The organism is Micromonospora sp. WMMD1120, from assembly GCF_029626235.1.
GTDB lineage: Bacteria > Actinomycetota > Actinomycetes > Mycobacteriales > Micromonosporaceae > Micromonospora.
In genome coordinates, this window is sequence record NZ_JARUBO010000005.1 from 5,644,472 (window position 1) to 5,663,981 (window position 19,510).

The window sequence follows — 19,510 nt, forward strand, 5'->3', positions numbered from 1 at the left end:
TTGCGAAACCCGGCGCTCGGCGGGCCGACTCCCCGGTCACGGCTCACCCCACCCCGAGGGTACGCAGGTCGGCCGCCGCCGCCGGGCCGGCGCAGCCGGCCAGGGTGAGCGCGTCCCGCAGTTCGGTGGCGAGCAGCGCCAGCGCGTCCCGCGCGCCACGTTCGCCGTCGACGGACAACGCCCAGAGCAGCGGCCTGCCGACCAGCACGCCGGCCGCGCCCAACGCCAGCGCCCGCAGCACGTCGGTGCCGCTACGGATGCCGCTGTCCAGCAGCACCTGAGCGTCGCCGCCGACCGCGTCGACGACCTCCGGCAACATGGTGACGCTCGCCGGCGCCCCGTCGAGCTGCCGTCCGCCGTGGTTGGAGACCACCACCGCGTCCGCGCCCACCCGGACCGCCTCGACCGCGTCGCGCGGGTCCAGCAGGCCCTTGACCACCAGCGGCAGGTCGACCCGCTCGCGCAGCCAGGCGAGGTCCGCCCAACGCAGCGCCGGCGCGAACGAGGCGGCGGTGTGCGCGGCGATCCCGGACACGCCGGGGGCGCCGGCGTGCGCCAGGGCGTCGCGGCCGTCCGGAAGGTTCGCGGCCAGCACGTCGGCCGGCAGCCGGAACGCGTTGCGCAGGTCCCGGGGACGCCGGCCGAGCACCGGGACGTCAACGGTGACCACCAGGGCACGGCAGCCCGCCCCGACGACCCGGTCCAGCAGATCCTCAATCAGCGCCCGGTCGCGCAACCAGTAGAGCTGGAACCACACCTCAGCGCCCGCGCCGACGACCTGCTCGATCGGTGTGCTGCTCAGCGTGCTCGCCAGGTACGGAATCCGCGCGGCGCCGGCGGCGGCGGCCAGCCCGCGTTCCCCGTCCGGGTGCACCAGCCGCTGGTACGCCATCGGCGCCACAGCGACCGGCATGGCGTAGCGGCGACCGAGCAGCCGGGCGCCGAGGTCGACGGTGTCCACCCCACGCAGCACCCGGGGCAGCACCGCGACCCGGTCCAGCGCGTGCCGGTTCGCCGCGAGCGTCACCTCGGACGCGCTGCCGCCGGCCACGTAGTCCCACACGTCCGGCGGCAGCACGGCCCGGGCCCGCTCGGCGTAGTCGGCGAGCGACACGACCGGCAGGTCGGTGAGCGCCCGCTCACCCATCGCCCACCGCCGTGCCGCCGGCCGCGAGGCCGAACCGGTCCCGCAGGAACGCCGCCGCGCCCGCCTGTGCCCGCCGGCCGTCGGTGAAGACCCCGGGCATGGCGAAGAAACCGTGGATCATGCCCGGATAGTGTTCCACCCGGGTGGGCACGCCGGCCGCGCGCAGCCGCTCGGCGTACCGCTGCCCCTCGGCGCACAGCGGGTCCAGCTCGGCGGTGACCACCAGCGCCGGGGGCAGGCCGGACAGGTCCTCGGCGAGCAACGGCGACGCCAACGGGTCCCGCGCGTGGGCGGGATCGGCCAGGTAGTGGCTCCGGTACCAGGCCACCGAGCGGCTGTTGAACAGGGTCGGGTCGACCTCCCCGCCCGGGTCGGCCGGCTCGCCGCTCTGGTCGGTGTTCGGGTAGACCAGCAGCTGCGCGACGAGTGGTGGCCCGCCGGTACGGCAGAGCAGGGTGACCGCGGCGGCCAGGTTGCCGCCCGCGCTGTCCCCGCCCACCGCCAGCCGGGCCGGGTCCACGCCCCACTTCTCGGCGTGTCGGGCGATCCAGGTGACGGCGGCGTGGCAGTCGTGCACCGCGGCCGGGAAGGGGTGCTCCGGGGCGAGGCGGTACCCGACGGTGATCACCTGGCACGGCACCGCGTTGGCCAGCCGCCGGCAGATGCCGTCGGCGGTGTCGATGCCGCCGAGCGTCCAGCCACCGCCGAAGAAGTACAGCAGCGTGGGCAGCGGGCCGGGGCGGGCCGGCCGGTACACCCGCAGCGGCAGCTCGCCGGCGGGGCCGGGGATCCGCTCGTCGCGTACCTCGGTCACCGGCTCGACCGGGCCGCCGCCGGCGCGGATCGCGGCCAGGTCCGCGGCGCGCGCCTCGGCCAGGGTCTGCGCGTACAGCGGCGGGGCGCCGGCCGCGGCGCGGGCCGACCGGTACGCCGCGACCTGCGGGTGTACGGCCATGTCGCTCCTATCCACTGGTGCTGACCAGCAGCTCGTCGATGCCGCGCAGGAACAGGCTGCCGCTGTACGTCGGCGTCTCGGTGACCCGCAGCGCGGGGAACCGCGCCAACAGCCGGGGCAGGGCGAGGCGTCCCTCCAGCCTCGACACCGCCGCGCCGAGGCAGAAGTGCAGACCCACGCCGAAGGCCAGCGACGGCGGGCCGGGACGGGTCGGGTCGAACGTGTCCGGGTCGGGGAACCGGGCCGGGTCCCGGTTGGCCGCGCCGATCATGATCAGGACGTTGTCGTCGGCGGCGACCGGCACCCCGTCGAGCACCGTGTCGGCCGGCGCGGCGCGGGCCAGGAAGTGCACCGGGCTCTCCAGCCGCAGCACCTCGTCGACGCAGCCCCGCGCCAGCGCGTCGTCGGTGGGTAGCGCGGCGACCGTCTCCGGGTGGGCCAGCAGCAGCGGCAACCCGTTGCTGAACATGTAGACGGTGGTGACGAAGCTGGCGTTGAACAGCACGATCAGGTTGCTGACCAGTTCTTCCTCGGTCAGCTCCACCCCGCCCGCGTCGAGCGCCTCGACCAGCCCGCTGAGCAGGTCGTCGGTGGGTGCCCTGCGGCGGTGCGCCAGCAGCTCCCGGTAGAAGACCCGCAGCTCCTGCGCGGCGGTGTTGGCGGCGGCCAGCCGCTGCGGGGTCTTCCCGGCGACGTCCAGGAACTCGTCGATCCGCTCCACCCGCTCGCGGTACCAGGCCAACTCGGCCGTCGGGATGCCGATGAACTCGGCCATCACCAGCGCCGGGATCGGGTACGCGAAGTCGGCCACGAAGTCGACGACGGTGTCCCCGGCGTCGGCCATCCGGTCCAACAGGTCGTCGACCACCCGCAGGATCACCGGTCGCAGAGCATCGAGCCGGCGCGGTGTGAAGGTGTGGGCGAAGACGTGCCGCATCCGGGTGTGCTCGGGCGGGTTGACGAACATCATCGAGGTCTGGAAGGCGCGCAGGATCTCCTGCTCCTCCCAGCCCGGCGGCGGCTGTTTCGTCCACTCCGGATCGCGCAGCAGCCTGTCGACGAGGTCGTAGCCGACCGCGACGGCGGCCACCGTGCGGTGCTCGGCGCGGGCCGGCACCGCACTGACCGGGCCGAGCCGGTGCAGGCCGGCATACCACGGGTACGGGTTCTGTCTGCCCTGCTCGCTGTAGAGACCGGTGAGCAGCTCGTCCACGGTCATGGCCATTCCTCCCCAGGAATTCGGTGGCCGGGGACAGCGGGAAGGTCCGCTGCCCCCGACCGGTGTCACAGGCCGAGCACCCGCAACGGCACGGCGTCGGCGAGGGCCTGGTTGCCGGCGTCGTTCGGGTGGATGTGGTCCCCCGAGTCGTACGCGGGCAGCAACTGGCTGGGCCGCGCCGGGTCGCGCAGCACCCGGTCGAAGTCGAGCAGCCCGTCGAACTCGCGGCTGCCGCGCAGGTACGCGTTCACCGCCTGCCGGGTGGCCTCCTTCTGCGCCGTCCACACGCCCGGGGCGCCGTGCCCCTCGTACGGGGTCAGCGTGGCCACCAGGCTGGTCAGTCCGCGCTGCTGGATTTGCTGGTTGATCTGCCGGAGGGTCGCGATGATCGCCTCCGGTGAGTCGTTGGACATCCAGATGTCGTTGATGCCCAGGTGGGTGACGACGGTGCGCACGCCGGTCTGGGCGAAGACGTCCTCGTTGAGCCGGGCTGCCGCGTTCGGGCCGAGCTGGTGGTAGCCGGGGTAGTTGCCGTCGCCCGGTTCGGTGCCCTCGTGGTTGAGCCGGTTGCCGGCGAGGCTCAGGTTGAGCACGCCCGGGGTGCGCCTGTCCGGCCGCGCCGCGAGCAGCCGGTCGGCGAGCAGGTCGGGCCAGCGGCGGTTGGCGTTGACGGTGCTGCCGTTGCCGTCCCCGATGGAGTCGCTGAGCACGACCAGCGCCCCGGAGGTCCCCTCGCGCCGCACGTCGACGCCGGAGAGGAAGAACCAGCAGCAGGTCGGGCGGGTGGTGAAGCCGCGGCCTTCGGCCGCACCGGTGAGGTCGCCGGCGCCGATGAAGTTCGCCTGCTGGGACTGCCCGTGGAAGGTGGTCGGGCCGGTCGGCGTCGGGAAGTGCACGGTGACCACCAGGTCGCTGTCGTCGGCGACCGGGAACGGCAACGGGTCGCTGAGCAGTTCCGCGCCCCGGTTCATGGTGGCCGTGGACGCGCCGGTGAAGGTCAGCGGGCGTACCGACGACGCGTCGATGTCGGCGAGGTCGTCGGGGGTGGCGGTGTTCGGCAGGGCGACGGTGGCCCGGCCCACCCGTACCGCCTGCTCGCCGTAGAGGTTGCTCAGCCGTACCCGCAGCGCCGGGCCGCCCACCGAGACGTGCACGATCATCCGGACGCTCTGGTCGTTCAGGCCGGTGTTGGTCAACCCGACCGAGTTGCCCCGGGTCACCGCCGTGGCCCAACTGCCGGCCCACTCGCCCCGTCCGGCGGCCCCGGCGGTGGTCGCGCTCGGACCGGCGCTGGCGACGACGGCGGGTGTACCGGTGACCAGCAGCGTGGCCGCCGCGGCGATGACGTGCCATCTCTTCGGGGTTGCCATGGAACCTCCATCGTGTGGCAGCTCAGGGCCGCCCGCTGGCGGCACCCGCCTGAACGATGGTTCCGCCGCTGCTGACGGTCGTCAATCGACCTGATCGACGCCATCAAATGTCCGGCGGGCCCGCCGGATCGACCGTCCGGCACGGTCCCGACCAGGCGGTCGCGGCCTAGGCTTCCAGGCGGCGGCGGTGCGGTCGCCACGCGCGCCACCGTCGCGTCGTCACCGGGAGACGCCCCGGGGACCGCCGTTTCTCCGATGGGGGCTGCCGGATGACTGACGGACCTGAGCGCACGACCACCTACGTGAACCGGGTGCTGGAGCTCTTCGCCGAGTTCGGCGACCGGGAGGCGCTCGTCGGTGGGGGCCGCCGGCTCACCTACCCGCAGGCCGCCGGGCTGGTCCGGACGATGGCCGCGACGCTGACCCGGCACGGCGTACGGCCCGGGTCGGCGGTGCTGGTGACCGTCGCGAACGCGGTGGAGGCTCCGCTGCTCCAGCTCGCGCTGCACGCGCTCGGCTGCCGCACGATGTGGGTCGCCCCGGTCACCGCGCGCCGGGAGGTCGACGAGTTCGTCCGGTCGGCCCGCCCGGACGCCCTGGTCTACGACGCCCGGGACCCGGCCGGTCTGGGCCCGGAGCTGGTCGCCGCGCTGCCCGGCGTACCGGTGTGCTGTCTGGGCGCCGGCGGAGCAGGCCCGGATCTCACCGGCGTCGCGGCCGGCGAGCCGGTCGGCCTGCCGGCGTCGGTGCCGGCGCCCGAGTCGTTCCTGCAGACCAGCGGCACCACCGGCGCCCCCAAGCTGGTGCACCACCGGGAGAGCTTCTACGCCCAGATCCTCGCCCTGGCCGCCGACTTCCGCGCCGCCGGTTTCCCGCTGCTGCGGCACCTGTCGCACTCGCCGATGTGGCTGGCCAGCGGCCAGATCACCACGCTGTTCAACCTGTTCACCGGCGGGGTGCTGTTCCTGCACGACGACTGGGACCCGGCGGTCTTCGTGGACACCGTGCAGCGGGAGCGGATCAATTCGACCTTCGTCACCCCGCCGATGCTCTACGAGGTGCTGGACCACCCGGCGCTGGTCGGCGCGGACTTCTCCAGCATGTTCATGTTCAACGTGGGCGCCGGGCCCGCCGCGCCCGCCCGGCTGCGCCAGGCCATCGCGCGGTTCGGCCCGGTGCTGCGCATCGTGTACGGCCTCAGCGAGGCCGTCGTCATCACCGCTCTGCCCGGGCTGACCGACGACCCCGCGCACCCGCAGCGGCTGCGTTCCTGCGGGCGACCGTACGGCGACGTCCGCGTCGAGATCCGCGACGACGACGGTGCGGTGCTGCCGCCCGGACGCGACGGCGAGGTGTGGGTGCGGACCCGGTTGAGTTTCGCCGGCTACCACGGTCAGCCCGAGCTGACCGCGCAGACGTTGGTCGACGGGTGGGTGCGCACCCGCGACATCGGCCACCTCGACGAGGACGGTTACCTCTACCTGGTCGACCGGGCGCACGACATGATCGTGACCAGTCGACGGAACTGGGCGATCTTCTGCCGCCCGATCGAGGACGTGCTGGTCGGGCACCCGCAGGTGCGGGCCGCGGCGGTGATCGGGGTGCCGGACGCCACGGTGGGCGAGGTGCCGTACGCGTACGTGGTGCTGACGCCGGGGGCGACGGTGACCGGAGCGGAGCTGATCGGGGCGGTGACCGCCGACCTCAACGAGATGTGGGCGCCGGCCACTGTGGAGGTGATCGACCGGTTGCCGGTGAACCGGTCGATGAAGGTGGACAAACAGGCGTTGCGCGCACGGTACGCGGCGGGCCGGGCGGCGGTCGGGGCGTGACCCCGCGTCGGCAACTGGTCGTCCTGGTCGGCGCGGACCTCGTCTCCAACCTGGGCACCCGCATCTCGGTGGTGACCATCCCGTGGCTGGTGCTGGTCACCACCGGCAGTCCCACCAAGATGGGGCTCGTCGCGTTCGCCGAGACCCTGCCGTACCTGCTGTCCAGCGCGTTGGGCACACCCTGGGCGGACCGGTTCGGCCTGCGCCGTACCTCGATAGTCTGCGACGCGGGCAGCGCCGTCGCGATGGTCGTGGTGGCGCTCACCCCGTGGCTGGGTTTCGCGCCGCTGGTGGCGTTGGTGGCGGTGGCCGGCGCGCTGCGCGGCATCGGCGACCGGGTGAAGCACGTGATGTTCCGGCCGGCCGCGCAGGCCGCCGGGGTGCCGCTGATCCGGCTGACCTCCGCGTACGACGGGTTGAGCCGGGTCGTGACGCTGTTCGGCGCCGCCGTCGGCGGGCTGCTGATCGCCGCGTTCGGGGTGACCGAGGCGATCCTCATCGACGCGGCCAGCTTCGGCGTCTGCGCGCTGCTGATCGGCGTCCTGGTCCGTCCACCGGCCGCCGCGACGCCACCCGCCCAGCCGGAGGGCTACCTGCGGGCGCTGCGCGGCGGCTTCGGCTACCTGGCCCGGGACCGACAGCTACTCGGCATGCTGGTGGTGGTCTCGGCGCTGAACATGGTGGCCAACGCCAGCGTCGCCGTCTACATCCCGGTCTGGGTCGCCCGGGAACTGCACGGGCCTGGCGGGCTCGGCCTGGTGCTGGCGGCGTTCTCGGCCGGCGCGCTGCTGGGCAACCTGGCGTTCACCGCGCTCGGGCCACGGCTCCCCCGATGGATGACGTTCGTGGTCGGCGCGCTGGTCGCCGGAACACCCCGGCTGGTGGCGCTGGCGGTCAGCGACGAGCTGCCGACGGTGCTCGCCGTGACGTTCCTGTCCGGCATCGGCATCGCGGCGGTCAACCCGCTGCTCGGCGTGGCGCTCTACGAGCGGGTGCCGCCGGAGTTGCAGACCCGGGTCATCGGCATCGCCGGGTCGCTGGCCTTCCTCGGGTTGCCGGTCGGCGCGCTACTCGGCGGCTGGTCGGTGGACGCCCTCGGGCTCACCCCGGCGCTGTGGGCGATGGCGGCGGCCTGTCTGCTCGTCACCGCGTACCCCCTGGTGATGGGGGGATCCGGACGCCCGCGGACGCCGACGCGCCCGGCGCCCGCCACGGCGGCCTGACCGCACGTCACGGCCCGCCGGGCCGGTGCCGGGCCTGGCGTAAAGCGGTTGCGGTCGATCGGCGCGGCCCGCAGGCTCGGGCGGATGAACGCGCAACCCCGGCCCGCTGTGCCGGACCTCGACGGTGCCCGGATCGACACGGACCTGGTCCGCCGCCTGGTCGCGGAGCAGTTCCCGCACTGGGCCCGACTGCCGGTGCGCCCGGTCGAGGTCGGTGGCTGGGACAACCGCACCTTCCACCTCGGCGACGAGATGACCGCACGACTGCCCAGCGGCCCGGGGTACGCCGCGCAGGTCGCCAAGGAACAGCGCTGGCTGCCGGCGCTCGGTCCGCACCTGCCGCTGGAGATTCCCGTCCCGCTGGCGCACGGCGCGCCCGGCGTCGGCTATCCGTACCCGTGGTCGGTCTACCGGTGGATCGACGGACAGACCGCCCGCGCCGAGCGGATCGCCGACCTGACCCGGTTCGCCACCGACCTCGCCGCCTTCCTGCGTGCCCTGCGCGCCTCGGACACCACCGGCGGCCCGGCCGCCGGGCCGCACAGCGCCTGGCGGGGAGGCCCACTGTCCACCTACGACACGGAGACCCGGCTGGCGATCGAGACGCACCGCGACCGGCTGCCCGCCGACGCCGTCACCGACATCTGGCAGACCGCCCTCGACGCCTCCTGGGCCGGGCCGCCGGTCTGGTTCCACGGCGACGTCGCGTACGGCAACCTGCTGGTCCGCGACGGTCGGCTCGCCGCCGTCATCGACTTCGGCTGCTGCGGCGTGGGCGACCCGGCCTGCGACACGGTGATCGCCTGGACGCTGCTGCGCGGCCCCGCCCGGGCCGCGTTCCACGACGCGCTCGGCCTCGACGCGGCCACCTGGGCGCGGGGTCGGGGCTGGGCGTTGTGGAAGGCGCTGATCACGCTCGACGACCCGGACCCGGCCAAGGCCGCCGAGGCCCGGCACGTGCTGGGCGAACTGCTCGCCGAGCGCTCCCGAACCCACTGACCGTCACCCAGCGGTCGGCGTCGACCTGACGCCCCCGCCCCGATGTTCGCCGGCCGTTGCAGTTGTCGCCACCCACCCGTCGGCCGGGCGGGCTAGCGTCGGCGCCCGCACCCCAGGAGGCCGCCGGGTATGACACCGTCACCCACTCGCCGCAGCAGCGCCGAGATCACCGCCGTACACCGGATCGGCGACCACGCCCCGCACAGCGCGTTCACCGACCTCGTCCGGCACGCCGGCAGCTGGTTCTGCGCCTTCCGGGAGGGACGGACCCACCTCAGCGCCGACGGCGTGATCCGGGTGCTGACGTCGGTCGACGGTCGGACGTGGACGTCCGCGGCGGTCATCCGGCAGGCCGGTGTCGACCTGCGCGACCCGCGCTTCGTCGTGCGCCCCGACGGCCGGCTGCAACTGTTCGGCGCGGCGGCGACCGGTGAGGCCGACAAGACGTTCCAGACGGTGACCTGGCACTCCGCCGACGGGCACGCCTGGGGAAACCCGACGCCGGTGGGCGAACCGGGCGTCTGGGTGTGGCGGGCGGTCTGGCACGACGAGGTGATGTACGGCATCGGCTACGCCACCGGTGAGCCGAGGTTTGCCCGGCTCTACCGCAGCGAGGACGGTGTGGACCTGCGAACCTGGGTGCCGACGTTGTTCGCCGACGGGTACCCGAACGAGTCCGGGTTGGTCTTCGCCCCGGACGGCGTCGCCCTCTGCCTGCTGCGCCGGGACGGCGTCGACGCGAGCGCGCAGCTCGGCCGGGCCACCCCACCCTACCGGGAGTGGACCTGGACCGACCTCGGTGTCCGGGTGGGCGGGCCGACGCTGCTGCGGCTGCCCGACGGGCGACTGCTGGCCGGCGTACGCCTGCACGACGGCGCGGTCCGCACCGCGATCTGCGCCGTCGACCCGGACCGGGGCGGGCTGACCGAGGTGGTCGCGCTGCCCTCCGGCGGCGACACCAGCTATCCCGGGATGGTGTGGCACGACGACCTGCTGTGGGTGAGCTACTACTCCTCCCACGAGGGACGGACCTGCGTGTACCTGGCCGAGGTGCGGCTCACGGGGTGACTGTCGCCCCACGCGGGACGGCGCACGGGACCACGCCGCCGGACGCGGCCCGCTATCGTCACCACGACAGAGGGTGCCGACGACCTCACGGATCTGGGCATGCGCGTTCATGGATCGGTCGGTCTCGTGACCGGGCGCTGCCCACGACATGGTGCGTGGGCCATCGCGCCTCGTCGGATGTCATCCGCCCGGCTCTCCGCACCGCCGACCGCACCCGGCGCGGCGGTCAGGACGTCCCCGCCCGCGCAGGGCTGACAAGAGGGAGCGCGATGAGGATCACCCGCAGTCGCCTGGCCAACGGGGCGGCGTTGCTCGCCGTCGGGACGTCACGGCGATCAATCCGAGCGTCAACGCCTACCTGACTGTCTATCCGCACGGGTCACCGCGGCCAGCCTCGTCCTCGCTCAACGCGTCCGCCGGCGAGACGATCTCCACGACCCAGGTGGTCACCGTCGGACAGAACGGCCGGCTCGCCGTCTACCACAACGGCGGCAGTACGCACGTCCGCATCGACGTGCACGGCTACTTCACCAACAGCGCAGGAGGCGGCCTCGTCGCCGTGGAGCACGGGCGCGTCGTGGACACGCGCGACGGCACCGGCATGATCCCCACCAACGGCAGTCGCACCGTCACCCTCACCGGGAGCGGCATTCCGGCCGGAGCGAGCAACGCGCTGCTCGGCGTGACGGTCGTCGGCGCCGCCTCCGGCGGTTACCTCAGCGCCTACCCGGCCGGTGGCGCGGCCGATCCGAGCAGCGTGGTCGACTACGCCGGCGGGACCACCTCACAGGGCATCGCCGTCGCGCTCTCCTCGGCCGGCACTGTCACCTTCGTGAACCGTGGCCCGGCCGTACACCTGGTCCTGGTCCAGCAGGGCTGTGTCACGGCCTCCCCGAGCAGCGGCGCCGACCTGCGCACCACGCAGCCCCTCACGGTCGCCGACACCCGGGCCAACGGCGGGGCGCCGCTGGCGGCGAAGGGCGGGCTGATCGTCAAGCTCACCGGCGCCAACGGCCTGCCACTGAACGCGATGGACGGCGCCTTCATCTCGGTCACCACGATCGGCCCCACCGCGAGCGGTTTCGTCACCGTCGAACCGTCCGGGCTCTTCCCGGCCACCGAGGACGGCCCGGTGGTGCTGAACCCCCCGGCGTCGAACGTCACGGCGGGTCAGCACGCCCGCACGACAATGGTCGTGACAAAGGTCGGCCGGATCGTCACCGACCGCCCCAATGTCAGCAAACCCGGCGAGATCAGGATCCTGAACGTCAGCAGCGGCACCGTCCACGTGGTCGTCACCCTGCACGGATGGTTCAACCAACCGGTCGGCAGCAACTGAGCCCGAGCCTCGCCGCTGCTGTCGCGCACCGTCACGGCAGCAGCGGCGAGGCGCTGTCCACCGCCAGAGCGAACGACTAATCTGCCGGCATGGCATCGACGCTCACCGAGTCGACCGACCCGTACTGCCTGCGCCCCGGCGAGGCCGGGGAGCTGCTGCGCGGGCACCCGTGGCGGCGGTTCGTGGCGCTCGGCGACAGCGTGGTCGAGGGCATGTGCGAGCCGTCGCCGGGCTACCCGGACGTGCAGTGGGTCGACCGGATCGCCGCCGAGCTGACCGCCGTACGCCCCGAGCTGGCGTACCGGAATCTGGGTCGACGTGGACTACGCGCGCACCAGGTACGCGCCACCCAGCTCGCCCCGGCCCTCGCGTTCGCGCCCGACCTCGCGCTCGTCGTCTGCGGCGGCAACGACGCCTTCCACCCGGCGTACGACGCCGAGGCGGTGGACGTCGAGCTGACCGCCATGATCAGCGCCTTACGGGCAGCCGGGGCGGACGTGATCACCGTCGGCATGTTCGACGTGTCGCACAGCCCGGCCGTCCCCGAGGCGCTACGACAGGGCCTGCGGGACCGGATGCGTCGCCTGTCCGCGCACACGGCGCGCCTGGCCGAACGCCTGCGCACGATCCACGTGCACCTGACCGACCATCCTTTGACCGCCGACCCGACCCTCTACAGCACCGACGGCCGCCACGGCAGCGCCCGCAGCGACGCGATAGCCACCGCCGAAACCCTAAGAGCCCTAACCCCCCACAAACCCTAACCCCCCACCCCGGACCCCACCCCGGCCCCGGCCTGGCCCCACCCCACCCCCGCCCGGCCCCGTTGATCATGAAGTTATCGACATGACACGCCGGGTGGTTTCTAGGCTTCAGTGCAACTGATCTTGGTTGGGCTGGGGGTGCTGGTGGCGAGGCCGGGTGTGGTGACGTTTGGGCATCGGCAGGTGTTGGAGCATCTGTGGGGGGCAGGGCGGACGATTTCGCAGATCGCGGGTGTGCTCGGGGTGTCGGTGAGCACGGTCTCGCGGGAGGTGGGCCGGTATCACAGTGCCCGGCATGGGACGAAGAACCCGTTGGGGCGGTCGTTGCCGTCGGGGCGGGCTCGGGCGCCGTATCGGTGGGGGTATCAGGCGCAGTGGGCGCAGCGGCGTGCTGACGCGGCGCGGCGTCGGCCGAAGGCGACGAAGTTGGGGGCCGGGACGCGGCTGCGGCAGGTGGTGCAGGGCAGACTGGCGCGTAGGTGGTCTCCGACGCAGATCGCCGCGTGGCTGCGGGCCATGTTCGCTGACCGGCCGGAGTTGCAGGTGTCTCACGAGACGATCTACCAGGCGATCTACGTTCAGTCGCGGGGCAGCCTGCGGGAGGAGTTGACTCGGCAGGTCGCTCTGCGCTCGGGACGCGCCGACCGGCGTGCCCAGTCGCGGCTGGCGGCAGCGGATCGGGGCCGCCGCCCCTGGATCGGGGACCTGCACATCAGTAACCGGCCCGCCGAGGCCACCGACCGGGCCGTGCCGGGTCACTGGGAAGGTGATCTGGTCATCGGCAAGGGCGGCCGCTCGGCGATCGTGACACTGGTCGAACGCGCCACCCGCTACGTGATGCTCGGCGCGCTGCCGCACGGGCGTGACACCGAAGCCGTCATCGGCGTGCTCACCGACCTCGCCGCCCGACTACCGACGCACCTACGCCGCTCACTGACCTGGGACCAAGGCAGCGAGATGGCCGCCCACGCGGTCTTCACCGTCGCCACCGGCTGCCCGGTCTACTTCTGCGACCCCCACAGCCCCTGGCAACGCGGCAGCAACGAGAACACCAACGGCCTGCTACGCCAGTACTTCCCCAAAGGCAGCTACGACTTCCGCAGCATCAACCAGAGCGGCCTCGACGAGATCGCCCACGAACTGAACACCCGCCCCCGCCAAACACTCGACTGGGCAACCCCAGCCGAACGCCTAGACCACCTCATCGCCGCCTAACGATTGCACTCACCCCTTGACCCCAAGCCGCTGCGGCTGGTCATAACTTCATGATCAACCCCGCCGGGCCGGGGTGGGTGGGCGGGGCCGGGGTGGGGGTGGGGGTGGGGGTGGGGGTGGGGGTGGGGGTGGGGGTGGGGGTCAGGATTTTAGGAGGACTCCGGTGAGGAGGACTCCGTGGGCCAGGTTGAGCACTCCGTCGCAGCCGGGGTAGCCGACCCGGGCCAGGGCGCCGGAGGAGCGTCGGCCGAAGAGGTACGGGGCCAGCGAGTACGGGACGTCGGCGGTGACGGTGTCGCCGGTTTCGATGTGCACGAAGTCCATCGACACCCGGTCGGTGGGCAGGTACTCCTGCAGGATCGCGCCGCCCTGCTCGACGGCGGCGCGTAGGCCGTCGGCCCAGTCCGCCGGGCTCAGCTCCGGGCCGAGCAGCACGCCGTGCCCTGCCGAGCCGTCCGCCGGCTTCGCCACCAGCGTGGCCTGCTCGGTGATCGCCCGGTCCAGCACGGCGGCGGTCAGCGGCACCGTGTACGGCACGTGCCGACGGATGAGGGCCTGGTCGGCGGCGGCGAGGGTGTCCACGTCCTCCCACAGCCAGGCGAACGTGGTCTTGTTGCCGAGCAGCCAGGCCGCCGCCGACACGAACATCGGCAGGGTGCCGGCCGCGAGCGCCAGGGCCACGGCGTCCAGGCCGGCGGTCGGGGTGACCCGGTTGGGCACGAACAGCCGGAACAGCGCGTCGACCGGCGCGCCGGCCACGACGAGGCGGTTCTCGGCGTCCACGGTGGCGGTGGACACCGGGGCGATGACCAGGTCGATGCCGAAGTCACTGGCGCGTACGGCCAGCGGGTCGAGGATCCGGATGAACGTCTCCGGGTCGTCCAGGCCGGGGTAGTCCGCGTCGAAGTCCATCAGCAGGGCCACCCGTGCCCCGTCGGGCAGGCGCAGTTCCTCGCGGATCGCCACGAACCGCTGGTCCAGCAGTGACCCGGCGGCGCGGACCGGCAGGTCGTCGAGGATGCCCCGCTCCTGGTAGAGCCGGGCGAACCGCTGGATGACGGTGTCGGCGTCGAAGCCGCCGCCGAGGCTGCTGTCGATGTTGTACTCGACGAACTTCGGCACCCCGTCGGTGAAGATGACGTCCGGGCGGTACGCGGCCAGCAACGCCTCGGTCAGCGGCTCGGACTCGTCCAGCAGGCGGGTCTCCCCCGCCGGCACGCCGAGCAGCCGGCGCAGCGCGCCCGCGGTGTCCGCGCGGCGTCGGCAGGCGTCGAGAATGAGCTGGGCGAGCCGGTCGCACACCTCGTTGAGCTCCCGCCAGGCGTCCGCGGCGAGGACCGGGGGGCGGGCCAACCGCCACTGTTTGTTGTAGGTGGCCCGGCCGTGGAAGACCTGCTCCCAGGCCGCCGCGCCGCTGTTCACCATGGCGGCGCGGGCCGACTCGGGCAGTGCGGCCCAGGCCCCCGACAGCGGCGGCCACGGGTAGTTCGGGTCGATCATGATCCGTCCTTCATGGTCAGCTGGATGGCGGCGGCGAGCTGGTCCCGACCGGGTTGCACGGCCCGGTCCAGCGCCGGGGCGAACGGCAGCACCGCGCCGTCCGGTCGGGTCACCCGGCGGGGTGGGGCGAGCAGCCGGACCCGCCCCACCACCGAGGCGATGATCTCGGCGGCCATTCCGCAGGCCCGGTTGGCGTCGTCGAGCACCACGAGTCGGCCGGTGCGACGCACCGACTCGGTGAGACCATCGATGTCGAACGGGTACAGGGTGCGCGGGTCGAACACCTCCACCGACACCTGGTCGTCCAGCTCCTGCGCCACCGCGAGCGCGTCGTGCACCAGGTGCCCGACCGCGACCACGGTGACGTCGGCCCCGAAACGGTGGATCCGGCCCCGTCCCAGCGGCACCGGCGTCAGGTCGTCGACGTCGTCGCGCACGTCCATCGCGGCGGCCGGCGCGAACACCACCACCGGGTCGTCGTGGCGGATCGCGGTGACCAGCAGCCCGTACGCGTCGGCCGGGGTGGCCGGCACGACGGTGACCACGCCGACGTGGGCGAAGAGACTGTACGGGTGGTCGGAGTGCTGTCCGGCCCACCCGGTCCGCGAGCCGGAGCCGGGCACCAGGTAGGTGACCGGCACCGCGCACTGCCCGCCGGTCATCAGCGGGAACTTGTGCGCGTGGTTGACGATCTGCTCGAAGACCAGGAACAGCAGCGACGGGATCTGGAACTCGATCACCGGGCGCAGCCCGGCCAGCGCCGCCCCGGTGGCGAAGCTGGTGAACGCCTGTTCCGACAGCGGGGTGTCGCGGACCCGCTGCACGCCGAACCGTTTGGCCAGGCCGGTGGTCACCATCGACGCGCCGACCCGGACGTCCTCGCCGAGCAGGAAGACCGCCTCGTCGCGGGCGAGTTCGTCGGCGAGGGCCCGGGTCAGCGCCCGGCGGTAGGACAGTCGGGGCACCTCAACCACCTCCGGTGGGAACGGTCATCAGCCACCTCCGGTGGGAACGGTCATCAGCCACCTCCGGTGGGGACGGTCATCAGCCACCTCCGGCGCGGCCGGTCAGGCCGCTGGCGTACAGGTGGACCAGCGCGTCGGCCGGGTCGGGCTCCGGGCTGTTGACCGCGAACCGCTCCGCGGCGTCGAGCGTCGCCTCGACCTCGGCGTCCACCGCCGCCCGGTCGACGTCGGCAAGTCGTGCCCCCTGGATGTCCACCGGGTCGCGGGACCGGCCCCGGCGCACCTCGTCCGGCGGGCGGTAGTCGAGGCGTACCGCGTGTTCGAAGGTGTGGTGGACGTCGAATCGGTACGTGCGGGCCTCGACCAGCTCCGGGCCGCCGCCGGCGCGCATCCGCGCGACGGCGGCGCGGGCGGCGTCGCGTACCGTCTCCGGGTCCTGTCCATCGACCTGGACGGCTGGGATGCCGAAGGCGGCGGCCCGGCCGGCGATGCTGCCGGCCACCGCGCCGTCGACCGGCATGGTGGTGGCGTAGCCGTTGTCCTCGCAGACGAACAGCACCGGCACCCGCCAGAGCGCGGCCAGGTTGAACGCCTCCAGCAGCATCCCCTCGTTGACGGCGCCGTCGCCGAAGAAGCTCACGCCGACGGTGTCGCGGCCCCGGCGGCGGTGCGCCCAGACCGCGCCCGTGACGATCGCGCCGGACGCGCCGACGATGGCGTTCGCGCCGAGGACGCCGAGGCTCAGGTCGGCGGCGTGCATGGAGCCGCCGCGCCCGGCGTTGAGGCCGGTGACCCGCCCGCACAGCTCGGCGAGCATCCGGGCCGGGTCGGCGCCGCGCGCCAGCACGTGCCCGTGCCCGCGGTGGGTGCCGGCGAGCACGTCGTCGGGGCCCAGCGCCGCGCAGACTCCGGCGGCGATCCCCTCCTGACCGAGGTACGGGTGGATGCCGCCGACGATCTGCCCGGAGTGGACCAGCTCCACCGCCCGCTCCTCGAACCGACGGATCAGCCGGACCGTGCGGTAGAGCCGCACCCCGTCGGCGTCGGTCACGCCGGGCCCTTGACGGCGGTCAGGATGTCGTCCCAGAGCCGGGCACGGGCGGTCAGCGCGAGGTTGACGGTGTCCGCGCACTCCTGCCACCTGGCGTCGTCGTCACCGCACAGGTCGGCGAGCATCTGCATGGCCATCGGCGTGTGCTGTTCGCCGTCGACCTCGATGTGCCGCCGAAGGTAGTCGACGAAGGTGTGCAGACGGTCGCTGTGCTCGTTGACCGCGACGACCTGAAGGAACATGTCCGGGATGAGGTCCTCCCGGCCGAACGCGAACGCCGCCGCCTGGCAGTGCACCGGGGACGACTCGATGATCTGCCAGGTGGTGGCGGCGAACCTGGCGGACGGCGCCGGGACGCCCGCCTCGGTGAGCGCGTCGCGCACCGGCCGGCCGGCGCGCAGCAGAGCGACGAGGGCGTTCACGGCCGTGGTGTCCGCCCCGGCCTCGGTCATCCCCCGCACGTACAGCTCGAAGTGGCTGATGTAGCCGCCACCCAGCTCGTCGCTCTCCTCCACCATCACGATGTCGTTGATGAGGCGGCGACTGCCGGTCGGACCGGTCGGGATCCACGGAACGTCGACGCAGGTGAGCTGCCGCTGCAACGACTTCAGCAGGGACATGAAGTCCCAGACCGCGAAGACGTGGTGCTCCATGAAGGTGACCAGCGCCCGGTGGGTGTCCAGGTTGGCGTAGAGCGGGTGCTTGACCACGGCGTCGCGCCGGTCGGTCACCGCGCGCTCCAGCCGTTCGATGCCGGGGTGTGTCTGTCCCCAGTCGTAGCGTGACATGTCAGCCTCCCTGCGGGGCGCGGTGGCGCCAGATGACCGGGCAGTAGTCGGGGTCGGCGTAGTCGGGCCGTCCGTCCGGGGTGCGGCGGACCAGCACGTCGTGGTTGTACGCGGCGAGTGTGCCGTCGGAGAGCGGGTACTCCCGCCAGGCGTTGTCGCCGTCCTGCAGGTGCAGCGAGATCGCCTGCCGGGGGCGTCCGCTGACGTTGGGGCCGCTGCCGTGGTAGGTGCGGCAGTGGTGGAAGCTCACGTGCCCCTTCGGGATCACCATGGGGATCTTGCGGATCTCCGCGCCGTTGTACGTGGCGTTCTCGGCGAGCATCGCCTCCAACTGGCCGCGGTCGCGGTCGGCGAAGTGCCGCACCACGGTGTCGTCGGCGCCGATCTCCGTCCACCGGTGCGAGCCGTCGACCATGGTGATGGTGCCCATCTCCTCCCCGCAGTCGTGGAAGGGAATGAACGCAGTGAGCATCTTCTCCGACGACGAGGACGCCCAGTAGTGCTTGTCGAAGTGCCAGGGCACGACGTTGCTCGGCTCGCCGTCGATCGGCGGCTTGTAGATCAGCGTGGACTGGAACACCCGGATCTCGTCGGCCTGGGCCAACCGGGCGGCGACCGCGCCGAGCAACGGCTTGCGCAGGATCGCGCCCAGTCCGTCGTGCTCGTGGTGGACGTAGTCGTTGTGCCGCTGCACCGGCCCCTTCGACGGGTCCCAGTAGGCAAGCTTCGGTGGCCGCACCGGCAACCGGCGGTCGCGCTCGCCGTCGTAGTAGCGCTGCGCGGCGGCGGCCAGCGCGTCCACCTCGTCGTCGGCGAACAGCTTGCCCGACAGGTACCAGCCGTGCTCGGCGTAGTGCCGCACGTCGTCGTCGGAGGGCAGCAGCGCCCGCTCCGCGGCGGTGAGCGTCGGCTCACTCCGCACGATCACGCGCCCACCCCCTCTGGTGTGGCCGCCCGGGAGGCCAGCTCCCGCTCTTTCGCCTCGTAGAGCGCCTTGATGTTGCCGCTGCCGAAGCCCCGCGCGCCCCGCCGCTCGATCAGCTCGAGGAAGAGCGTGCGACGCACGTGCACCGACTCGGCGAAGATCTGCAACAGTTGGCCGTCATGGTCGGAGTCGACGAGCACGCCCAGCTCGCGCAGCCGGTCCAGGGGTGCGTCCAGCGGGCCCACCCGCGCCTCCAACCCGTCGTAGTAGCTGGCCGGCGTCCCGGCGAAACGCACCCCGCGACCGCGGAGCGTCTGCACGGCGGTGATGATGTCGTCGGTGCGCAGGCCGAGGTGCTGCACTCCCCCACCGGCGTGCTGGTCCAGGAACGCGTCGATCTGCCCCGGCCGCCGGCCCAGGTCCGGTTCCAGCAGCACCACCGTGACCCGCCCGGACGGGCTCTGCACCACCGTGGAGTTCATGCCCTGCCCGTCGACCTCGACGTGCTCCTCGAAGACCTGCGCGAAGTCGAACAACCCCGCGAAGTGCCGAGCCGTCGCGTCGAGCTGGCCCGGCGGCACGCAGACCGCCAGGTGGTCGATCTCGGCCAGCACCGGCGGGTGGGCCTGCCCGGTCGGTTCGGTGGGCGCGATGAGGCCGGGCAGGACGTCGGCCCGGTCGCCCCGGCGCTGCACGAGCCGGTGCCGCACGTCGGCGAAGCCCTCCACCTCGGCGGTCACCACGTCGTCCGCGCCGCCACGGCTGGTCGGTGGCGTCACCCCGGTCGCGCCCCGACCCACCAGCTCGGTGTACGCGGCCACGACGTCGTCGACGGCGACGGCGACGACGGCGATGCCGTCACCGTGGCGCCGCACGTACCGGGCCGCCGGATGCTCGGCGGTCAACCCCGAGGTGAGCAGCAGCCGGATGTCGCCGTGGCGCAGCAGCAGCGAGCGCTGCCCCGCCAGCCCGGTCTCCGGGCCCCCCTGCCCGCAGACCTCGAAGCCGACGGCGGTGCTGAAGTAGTGGGCCGCCTGCCGGGCGTCCCCCACGTAGAGTTCGATGTGGTCGATCCCACGGATGTCCATGTCCCTGTAAGCCCTTCGCACCTGGTTCCCCCGCTTGCCGTCCGGGCGCGCCCGCCCGGGGT

General features: G+C 73.1%; 17 protein-coding genes. 7 read left to right on the top strand and 10 right to left on the bottom strand.

Annotation, left to right across the window (positions count from 1 at the left end; all coding sequences use genetic code 11):
• Positions 1-43: 43 nt before the first annotated feature.
• From O7634_RS26135 to O7634_RS26150, 4 genes are all read right to left on the bottom strand, one after another.
• A complete protein-coding gene (locus tag O7634_RS26135; RefSeq protein ID WP_278152770.1) occupies positions 44-1,147 on the bottom strand; it encodes an alpha-hydroxy acid oxidase in 1,104 nt (367 codons plus the stop codon).
• On the bottom strand, positions 1,140-2,102 hold the full coding sequence (locus O7634_RS26140; RefSeq protein ID WP_278152771.1) for an alpha/beta hydrolase: 963 nt from the start codon (positions 2,100-2,102) through the stop codon (positions 1,140-1,142). Before O7634_RS26140 ends, O7634_RS26135 begins: the two co-directional genes overlap by 8 nt.
• Before the next feature lie 7 nt (positions 2,103-2,109).
• The gene (locus O7634_RS26145) at positions 2,110-3,321 is read right to left on the bottom strand and encodes a cytochrome P450 (protein ID WP_278152772.1); all 1,212 of its coding nucleotides are present in this window, start codon (positions 3,319-3,321) and stop codon (positions 2,110-2,112) included.
• 65 nt (positions 3,322-3,386) lie between these two features.
• The gene (locus O7634_RS26150; RefSeq protein WP_278154084.1) at positions 3,387-4,664 is read right to left on the bottom strand and encodes an SGNH/GDSL hydrolase family protein; all 1,278 of its coding nucleotides are present in this window, start codon (positions 4,662-4,664) and stop codon (positions 3,387-3,389) included.
• Positions 4,665-4,960: 296 nt separating this feature from the next.
• Between O7634_RS26150 and O7634_RS26155 the strand changes: the two genes are divergently transcribed.
• The 7 genes from O7634_RS26155 (at position 4,961) to O7634_RS26185 (ending at position 13,131) form a co-directional block, all read left to right on the top strand.
• Positions 4,961-6,523 carry an AMP-binding protein gene (locus O7634_RS26155; RefSeq protein WP_278152773.1) on the top strand — a complete coding sequence of 521 codons (1,563 nt, stop codon included), beginning with the start codon at positions 4,961-4,963 and terminating at the stop codon, positions 6,521-6,523.
• On the top strand, positions 6,520-7,746 hold the full coding sequence (locus O7634_RS26160) for an MFS transporter (RefSeq protein WP_278152774.1): 1,227 nt from the start codon (positions 6,520-6,522) through the stop codon (positions 7,744-7,746). The genes O7634_RS26155 and O7634_RS26160 overlap by 4 nt, the downstream gene beginning before the upstream one ends.
• 84 nt (positions 7,747-7,830) lie before the next feature.
• On the top strand, positions 7,831-8,745 hold the full coding sequence (locus tag O7634_RS26165) for an aminoglycoside phosphotransferase family protein (RefSeq protein WP_278152775.1): 915 nt from the start codon (positions 7,831-7,833) through the stop codon (positions 8,743-8,745).
• Positions 8,746-8,874: 129 nt separating this feature from the next.
• Complete coding sequence (locus O7634_RS26170; RefSeq protein WP_278152776.1) at positions 8,875-9,813, top strand: sialidase family protein; 939 nt, start codon at positions 8,875-8,877, stop codon at positions 9,811-9,813.
• Positions 9,814-10,255: 442 nt separating this feature from the next.
• Entirely contained in the window at positions 10,256-11,152 is an 897-nt protein-coding gene (locus tag O7634_RS26175; RefSeq protein ID WP_278152777.1) for a hypothetical protein, read from the top strand.
• A gap of 89 nt (positions 11,153-11,241) precedes the next feature.
• Complete coding sequence (locus O7634_RS26180) at positions 11,242-11,916, top strand: SGNH/GDSL hydrolase family protein (protein ID WP_278152778.1); 675 nt, start codon at positions 11,242-11,244, stop codon at positions 11,914-11,916.
• Positions 11,917-12,165: 249 nt separating this feature from the next.
• Positions 12,166-13,131 (top strand): IS30 family transposase, encoded by a 966-nt coding sequence (locus tag O7634_RS26185; protein ID WP_347404283.1) that lies wholly within the window; start codon positions 12,166-12,168, stop codon positions 13,129-13,131.
• A gap of 141 nt (positions 13,132-13,272) precedes the next feature.
• Here O7634_RS26185 and O7634_RS26190 read toward each other — a convergent pair whose 3' ends face one another.
• The 6 genes from O7634_RS26190 to hppD form a co-directional block, all read right to left on the bottom strand.
• Positions 13,273-14,631: a hypothetical protein gene (locus O7634_RS26190; RefSeq protein WP_278152780.1), complete on the bottom strand. Its 1,359-nt coding sequence runs from the start codon at positions 14,629-14,631 to the stop codon at positions 13,273-13,275.
• Positions 14,628-15,596, bottom strand: a complete 969-nt coding sequence (locus tag O7634_RS26195; protein WP_278152781.1) for a transketolase C-terminal domain-containing protein — start codon at positions 15,594-15,596, stop codon at positions 14,628-14,630. The genes O7634_RS26190 and O7634_RS26195 overlap by 4 nt, the downstream gene beginning before the upstream one ends.
• 79 nt (positions 15,597-15,675) lie before the next feature.
• A complete protein-coding gene (locus tag O7634_RS26200) occupies positions 15,676-16,647 on the bottom strand; it encodes a thiamine pyrophosphate-dependent dehydrogenase E1 component subunit alpha (protein WP_278152782.1) in 972 nt (323 codons plus the stop codon).
• A complete protein-coding gene (locus O7634_RS26205; RefSeq protein ID WP_278152783.1) occupies positions 16,644-17,435 on the bottom strand; it encodes a DUF3050 domain-containing protein in 792 nt (263 codons plus the stop codon). The genes O7634_RS26200 and O7634_RS26205 overlap by 4 nt, the downstream gene beginning before the upstream one ends.
• A 1-nt stretch (position 17,436) precedes the next feature.
• Positions 17,437-18,360: a phytanoyl-CoA dioxygenase family protein gene (locus O7634_RS26210; protein ID WP_278154085.1), complete on the bottom strand. Its 924-nt coding sequence runs from the start codon at positions 18,358-18,360 to the stop codon at positions 17,437-17,439.
• Complete coding sequence (gene hppD, locus O7634_RS26215; RefSeq protein ID WP_278152784.1) at positions 18,360-19,448, bottom strand: 4-hydroxyphenylpyruvate dioxygenase; 1,089 nt, start codon at positions 19,446-19,448, stop codon at positions 18,360-18,362. Before hppD ends, O7634_RS26210 begins: the two co-directional genes overlap by 1 nt.
• Between the last annotated feature and the right edge of the window lie 62 nt (positions 19,449-19,510).

Bases quoted from the DNA above. Each gene is read 5' to 3' on its own strand.
- O7634_RS26135 (WP_278152770.1), bottom strand. From the start codon at position 1,147: ATGGGTGAGCGGGCGCTCACCGACCTGCCGGTCGTGTCGCTCGCCGAC.
- O7634_RS26140 (WP_278152771.1), bottom strand. From the start codon at position 2,102: ATGGCCGTACACCCGCAGGTCGCGGCGTACCGGTCGGCCCGCGCCGCG.
- O7634_RS26145 (WP_278152772.1), bottom strand. From the start codon at position 3,321: ATGACCGTGGACGAGCTGCTCACCGGTCTCTACAGCGAGCAGGGCAGA.
- O7634_RS26155 (WP_278152773.1), top strand. From the start codon at position 4,961: ATGACTGACGGACCTGAGCGCACGACCACCTACGTGAACCGGGTGCTG.
- O7634_RS26165 (WP_278152775.1), top strand. From the start codon at position 7,831: ATGAACGCGCAACCCCGGCCCGCTGTGCCGGACCTCGACGGTGCCCGG.
- O7634_RS26170 (WP_278152776.1), top strand. From the start codon at position 8,875: ATGACACCGTCACCCACTCGCCGCAGCAGCGCCGAGATCACCGCCGTA.
- O7634_RS26180 (WP_278152778.1), top strand. From the start codon at position 11,242: ATGGCATCGACGCTCACCGAGTCGACCGACCCGTACTGCCTGCGCCCC.
- O7634_RS26190 (WP_278152780.1), bottom strand. From the start codon at position 14,631: ATGATCGACCCGAACTACCCGTGGCCGCCGCTGTCGGGGGCCTGGGCC.
- O7634_RS26205 (WP_278152783.1), bottom strand. From the start codon at position 17,435: ATGTCACGCTACGACTGGGGACAGACACACCCCGGCATCGAACGGCTG.
- hppD (WP_278152784.1), bottom strand. From the start codon at position 19,448: ATGGACATCCGTGGGATCGACCACATCGAACTCTACGTGGGGGACGCC.